This is a genomic window from Brevundimonas sp. CURTG3B2_SDJG (genome assembly GCF_057364705.1).
Map to the genome: position 1 here is coordinate 1 of NZ_JBNFOJ010000180.1, position 6,256 is coordinate 6,256.

General features: G+C 70.0%; 7 protein-coding genes. 4 read left to right on the forward strand and 3 right to left on the reverse strand.

Features of this window, described 5'->3' with window-relative positions:
- Window positions 1–93: 93 nt before the first annotated feature.
- Window positions 94–1,623, reverse strand: coding sequence for a caspase family protein (locus AC2W7C_RS12290; RefSeq protein WP_486001698.1), 1,530 nt, complete (start codon window positions 1,621–1,623; stop codon window positions 94–96).
- Window positions 1,624–1,650: 27 nt separating this feature from the next.
- Here AC2W7C_RS12290 and AC2W7C_RS12295 point away from each other — a divergent pair, with 27 nt between their 5' ends.
- The 3 genes from AC2W7C_RS12295 to AC2W7C_RS12305 all read left to right on the forward strand — a co-directional run bounded on the left by AC2W7C_RS12295 (window position 1,651) and on the right by AC2W7C_RS12305 (window position 4,163).
- On the forward strand, window positions 1,651–2,100 hold the full coding sequence (locus AC2W7C_RS12295) for a class I SAM-dependent methyltransferase (RefSeq protein WP_486001699.1): 450 nt from the start codon (window positions 1,651–1,653) through the stop codon (window positions 2,098–2,100).
- Window positions 2,101–2,418: 318 nt separating this feature from the next.
- Window positions 2,419–3,108, forward strand: coding sequence for a class I SAM-dependent methyltransferase (locus AC2W7C_RS12300; protein WP_486001700.1), 690 nt, complete (start codon window positions 2,419–2,421; stop codon window positions 3,106–3,108).
- Entirely contained in the window at window positions 3,105–4,163 is a 1,059-nt protein-coding gene (locus AC2W7C_RS12305; RefSeq protein ID WP_486001701.1) for an alpha/beta fold hydrolase, read from the forward strand. The genes AC2W7C_RS12300 and AC2W7C_RS12305 overlap by 4 nt, the downstream gene beginning before the upstream one ends.
- 118 nt (window positions 4,164–4,281) lie before the next feature.
- Here the strand turns inward: AC2W7C_RS12305 and hisN are convergent, their stop codons facing one another.
- Together hisN and AC2W7C_RS12315 are read right to left on the reverse strand one after the other, a co-directional pair.
- On the reverse strand, window positions 4,282–5,067 hold the full coding sequence (gene hisN, locus AC2W7C_RS12310) for a histidinol-phosphatase (RefSeq protein WP_486001702.1): 786 nt from the start codon (window positions 5,065–5,067) through the stop codon (window positions 4,282–4,284).
- Between the two features lie 221 nt (window positions 5,068–5,288).
- Entirely contained in the window at window positions 5,289–5,666 is a 378-nt protein-coding gene (locus AC2W7C_RS12315; RefSeq protein WP_486001703.1) for a helix-turn-helix domain-containing protein, read from the reverse strand.
- Window positions 5,667–5,844: 178 nt separating this feature from the next.
- On the opposite strand from AC2W7C_RS12315, the gene AC2W7C_RS12320 reads away from it, so the two are divergent.
- Window positions 5,845–6,099: a GlsB/YeaQ/YmgE family stress response membrane protein gene (locus AC2W7C_RS12320; protein WP_486001704.1), complete on the forward strand. Its 255-nt coding sequence runs from the start codon at window positions 5,845–5,847 to the stop codon at window positions 6,097–6,099.
- Window positions 6,100–6,256: the final 157 nt, after the last annotated feature.

The window sequence follows — 6,256 nt, forward strand, 5'->3', positions numbered from 1 at the left end:
CCGACTGCGCCGTCGCGGCCGCCGCGGCGCCGACGCCCGCCAGAATCGCCAGGCCGCCCAGGGCCCGCACCATCACCTTCATCACACTGCCTTTCATTGTTGCGCCGCCGGCAACCGCACGATGACGTCGTCCACCTGGACGCCGCCCCGGTCGATGACCAGGTTCTGATAGTTCCTCTGGCCGTCCTGGGTTTCCGCCTGGACGTCCTCGACTTCGACGCGGAACTGGCGGCGCAGATAGGTAGCCAGCTCCCCGGCGGTGACCAGACGGTCACCGTTGGTGTCGGCCTCCCCGGCCATGCCCTCGCGCAGGAAGTGGGACAGATATCCCCCGGCCTGGAACTTGTCGGCGACGGCGCTGGTCAGATCCTCCTCGGAGCTGAACAGGCCCATGACCCCCGGACGGTCGACCACGTTGCGGGCGAAGCCGCCCGAGAAGCAGGAATCCAGCACCAGCAGCGACAGGCGCGTGCGCAGGGAACCGAACAGCTGGCCCATCTCCACGTCGCTGATCTCGCCGTCCTGAAGCACGATCGATTCGCTCTTGCCATCCGGTTCCAGACTGTTGACAGCCGCCTCGGCCTGGTTCCCATGGCCCGAGAAGAAGAACAGGAAGGTGTCGTTCGGCCCGGCCTGGGCCGCCACCCGCTGGAAGGCTCGGCGAACGCCATCGACGGTGGCCTCCGCATTGGTCACCACCACGCTGGCGTCGTTCAGCGAACCTTCGCGCTGCAGCGTCTCGGCCAGCTTCTCGGCGTCCTCGTCGGTGAACGGCAGGTTGTTGAGGCGATCCCCATAGTCCGAGACACCCACCATCACCGCGAAGACCCGTGCCCCTCCCGGAGCCGCGGCCTGGCGCGGCGGCTCCCGACCGGCGTCCACGCTGAACCTGTAGGACCCCGTCTCGCCCGGGCGGTACGATGTCACCTGCACGCGGTACTCGCCGTCCTCCGGCAGGATCAGTTGCTGGCGGCTGTTGGTCCCGTCCTCGCCGTCGTCGTTGTCGAACTGCTCGCCCGAGGGCGTCCGCAGAATGGTGTAGGCGTCGAAGGCGGACGACGTCAGTTCGACGGCCACCCGCTGCCCGCGCCGTCCGACGAACCGGTAAGTGTCGACATACTCCCCGCTGTCCAGCGTCTGGTCCCCCGGGTTCAGCGAACCGGCGACCGTCCGTCCGATCTCGACCTCGCCCGGGGCGGACGACGGCTGCGAGGGCCGCGTCGGCGCCGAGGCGCCCTCGCCGTCCAGCACCGCCAAGCGGTAGTCGCCGCTCTCGCCGCTGGCGTAGCTGGTGGCGGTGATCTGGTACTGGCCGTCGGCCGGAAGGGTGACCAGCAGGCGGCTGTCGCGACCGCCTTCGACCCCGGGATCGTCGTCGTTGAACGCCGAGAAGTCACCGGGACCCGTGATGGCGACGTAGGGATCGAACGCCGACGAGGTCAGGCGCACGTCCAGCTGCTGCCCGCGCCGGCCGTTCACGGTCCAGACGTTGATGTACTCGCCCGAGTTAAGCTGCGGATCGCCCGGAGCCAGTCGGCCCGAGACGGTCTGGCCTAGGCGAATCGGGCCGGACGATCCGCTCTGGACCGGCGTCGACGCCGGCCGGCCGCCGGCGCCGCTCACGTCGCCGTCAGCCGCCCGCTGGAGGGCATGGGCGTCGAGGACGGGACCGCCGACATGATCGTCGTCGCCCGGGCCTTGCACAACTGGCATCGCAGCGACCGGACCGGGCCCTACATGGCCGCCTTCTTCAAGGCCCTGAAGCCCGGCGGCGTCCTGGCCGTCGAGCAGCACCGCAGCGCCGAGGGCCTGAACGCCGACCAGACCGCCGTCCAGGGCTATGTGTCGGAAAGCTACGTCATCCACGCCGCCCAGGCCGCCGGCTTCGTCCTGGACGGCCGCAGCGAGCTGAACGCCAATCCCAAGGACGACCACGACCATCCCTACGGCGTCTGGACCCTGCCGCCGACCCGCGTCAGCGCGGCGCGCGAGGGCAATTCGACCGACCGTTCGACGCCTTTGACCGACCAGGAGCGGGCCCAGTTCGACGCCATCGGCGAAAGCGACCGCATGACCTTGCGATTCCGCAAGCCGGACTGAGCCGATGGGCGTTTTGACCGCGCGGGGGAACAGGGTTAAGCCCTGCCGGCCGGGGCGGCGTCCGACGCATGGAAGCCGTCCGACGGGGGACGTGCATGATTGATCTGACTGAGGGTCGGCGTTCGGCGCCGTCGCGGCGCGGCGTTCTGTCCGGCGTGGCGGCCGCGGCCTTGCTGGGGCGTCGCCGCCTGCGGCCGCCAGGAAAAGACCGCCGAGCCGCCGCCGGCTCCCGACGGGCCCCCCAAAGGTTCTCTGGAATGGGCGGTCGCCGGGCCCTGGCGGGTCCAGGACAAGGCGCGCGACGCGGCGCGCCACCCGATGGAGACCCTGCGCTTCTTCGGCCTGCAGCCGCGCATGAAGGTGGTCGAGTTCTGGCCCGGTTCGGGCTGGTGGACCGAGATCCTGGCGCCCTATCTGGCCGAAGGCGGCGGAACCTATGTCGCGGCGGGCTTCCAGACGGGCCCGGGCGCCGACCCGGCCCAAGCTCGCCTGACGGCCAATTTCCAGGAGCGCTTCACCAACGACCGGCGCCTGTACGGCCAGATCGAGCTGTCGGCCTTCGGCCCGACGTCGGGGCCGGTGACCGCGGCGGGCACGGCCGACCTGGTCCTGTTCATGCGCGCCATCCACGCCTGGATGGCCGCCGGCATCGCCGAAAAGGCGTTCGCCGACGCCTTCGCCGCCCTTCGGCCCGGCGGCGTCCTGGGGGTCGAGCAGCATCGCCTGGGGCCCGAGGACGATCAGGACCCCGCCGCCGCGAACGGATACGTCCAGGAAGCGTTCGTCCGGCAGCTGGCGGCCGAAGCCGGCTTCGCCTTCGTCGCCGCCTCCGAAATCAACGCGAATGAAAGGGATACCAAGGATCATCCGTTCGGCGTCGACACCCTGCCCCCCCTGCGCCTGACCGCGCCAAGGGGGTCGCCGCCGGATCCGAACTTCGATCGCACCAAGTACGACGCGATCGGCGAGAGCGACCGCATGACCTTGAGATTCAGGAAACCCGAGTGAACCGAGCCGCCGCCTACGCCGCCAATGCGCCCCTGATGGGGGTCCCGGGCGCCTCCGCGCCGCCGGGCGGGCAGGGCGAATGGTTCCGGGGCGCCGGCGGCCTGCGCCTGCGGGCCGCCTTCTGGACCCCCTCGGCCCTGGTCGCCAGAAAGCCTCGCGGCACCGTGGTGCTGAGCCCCGGCCGCACAGAGCCGATCGAGAAATATTTCGAGGTCGTCGGCAACTTCCTGGCCCGCGGCTGGTGCGTCCTGGCCCACGACTGGCGCGGCCAGGGCCTGTCGGCCCGCCTGCTGCCCGACCGCCTGAAGGGCCACGCCCGCGCGGTCGAGGAGTTCCTGGACGACTACGCCCGCCTGCTCGACGCCTTCGAAGGCCGCGCGCCCAAACCCTGGATCATGGTCGGCCATTCCATGGGCGGCGTCCTGAACCTGATGACGCTCGAGAACGGCGAGGAGCGCTTCTCCGGCGCCATCCTCTCCAGTCCCATGCTGCGGATCAAGACGGGCAAGCGCTCGATGTGGTCGGTCAAGCTGGCGGTCCGCTGGAACCTGCGTCACGGCAAGGCCGGCGACTATGTCCTGGACAATCCCGACGATCCCTTCGACCACACCTTCGACAAGGACGCCCTGACGTCCGACGAAACCCGCTACGAGCAGTGGCGCCAGCAGTTGTTCGCCTGCCCGCATCTGGCCGTCGGCGGCCCCACCTGGGGCTGGCTGGCCTTCGGGCTGGACGCCGGCGAACGCTCGCTGAAGCCCAAGGCGCTCAAGGCCGTGCGCATTCCCGTGGCGGTGGTCCAGGCCGCCGACGACGACCGGGTCTGGAAACAGACCAACAAATGGGCCGCCAAGCGCCTGGGCCGCGGCCGCTACGTCGAGGTGCCCGGCGCGAAGCACGAAGTCATCATGGAGACCGACGACAAGCGCGGCGTCTTCCTGGAAGAGTTCGACGCCATGGCCGCCTACGTCTCGCCGATCGAGGACCTGTCGCCCGCTGCGGCCCTGCCGGCGGAGAATCTGGGCTCTCCCCCGTCGCCGGAACCGACTGCGGCCTGAGCGCCGGCAAGTGGTCAGTGATCAGTGGTTAGTGGATGGCTGGCGCGTGTGGTCGCGTTAGCGCACGCCCGGCCATGATCCAGCAGCCACTAACCACTAACCACTAACCACTAATCACCTACAGCGCCGCCCGTCGCAGCGTCACCAGCGCCTGCTCCCGGATGCGCACGTCCCCGACCGCCAGGATCTGCCCCGTGCCGTCCGGCGCCTCGCCGCGCCAGTTGGTGACCTCGCCGCCGGCGGCTTCGATCACCGGGACCAGGGCGGACCAGTCCCAGACCTTCAGCCCGCTCTCGGCCACCAGGTCCATCCGCCCCGCCGCGACCATGGCGTAGGCGTAGGCGTCACAGCCCAGCCGGGCCAGCCGGGCCGCGGCCCGCACCTGGGTCCAGGCGCCCAGCTCGGCTCCGGTGAACAGCGCCGGGTCGGTGGTGGCGATCGTCGCCTCGGTCAGTCGCTCGCAGGGCCGGATGCGCAGCAGCGTCTCCCGGCCGCCCTTCAGCAGCCGTGCGCCGGACGGGCCGCCCATGAAGATTTCGCCCAGATAGGGCTGGCCGATGATCCCGACCACGGGGCGGCCCTCGGTCCTCAGCGCGATCAGATTGGTCCACAGCGGCAGGCCCGAGATGAAGGCCCGGGTGCCGTCGATGGGGTCCAGCACCCAGACGTGCTCGGCGTCCGGCCGGTCCTCGCCGTATTCCTCGCCGATCACCCCGTGCTCGGGATAGCGGGCCTCGATCAGCCGTCGGATCGCGGCTTCGGCGTCCCGGTCGCCCTGGGTCACCGGGTCGAAGGCGCCCGGCCCGCCCTTGTCCACCGTCTCCAGCGCGCTCCGGAAGAAGGGCAGGGACACGCGCGCGGCCTCGCGGGCCAGCTCCAGGGCGAAGAGTTCGAATTCGGTCATCAGGATCGGTGGCTGGTGGCTGGTGGCTAGTGACTAGTGGGTGGCGCGGCCGAGAGCCAGCGCGACCTTGCCGCTTACCGCGCGATCTGGTCGACCTTCACTAGCCACTAGCCACTAGCCACTAGCCACTAGCCACTAGCCACTAGCCACTAGCCACTCACCACTAGCCACTCGCCTCCGCCGCCCAGCCGTGTGCAAGCGGCCGGACGGGCGGAGGATCCTCAGGCGGCCTCGCCCTCGGTGTGCAGCGACTTGGCCAGGTCCAGCAGCCGGCGGCGCGGCTTCTCGTCCAGCTGGTAGTAGGCCTGGATCAGGTCGAGGGTTTCCTTGCGCGAAAACATCTCGCCGCCCTGGCTGGCGGCCTCCTTGCGCTCGATGGCCTCCTCCAGGCCGTCGTAGAAATAGCTGACCGGCGATTCCAGCGCCTCGGCCAGCTGCCACAGCCGGGCGGCCGAGATGCGGTTGGCGCCGCATTCGTATTTCTGGATCTGCTGGAAGCGGATGCCGACCTGGGCGGCCAGCTGCTGCTGGGTCAGGCCCAGCAGGCGGCGGCGGCGGCGCAGGCGGCGTCCGAGGTGAAGGTCGATATCCGAAGCCATTGTCCCGGTTTCCCTGGTGCACGGCCTGTCCCGAAGCGGGACGCTCGCCCCTCACGCGGCAAGGGCCGTGCCGGGCTCGCCTGAGGGGGGAGGATCGCCTAGCGTCGTTCTCTGTCGCAACCCGACGCGGCGACGGGCGTTTGCTCGCCGAGCGTTGCTTTTCAGGAAGGAGATCGCAATGGGCTTGGGTATTATCGGGTGGATCGTCATCGGCATCGTGGCCGGTTGGCTGGCCGAACAGGTCATGGGCCGCAATCACGGCTTGCTGACCAACCTCATCGTCGGCGTCGTCGGCGCTCTTTTGGGCGGCTTCATCGCCGGCAATCTGCTGGGGATTCCGGTGGGCGGCTTCAACTTCGTCACCCTGCTGGTCGCCTTCCTCGGCGCCTGTCTGCTGCTGTTCCTGGTGGGCTTGGTCAAGCGCAGGACCTGACCTCCCCCTCCGCGGGAAAGAGCAAGGGCGGCTCCTTTCCGGAGCCGCCCTTTTTCGTTTCGCCGGTCCGGCGCCGGATCAGTTCGGCGTCGGCGGAGTCTCGCCGGCCGGGGGCTGGCTCGGCGGCGTGGCCGGCTCGGCCGGTTCCGCGGGGCTC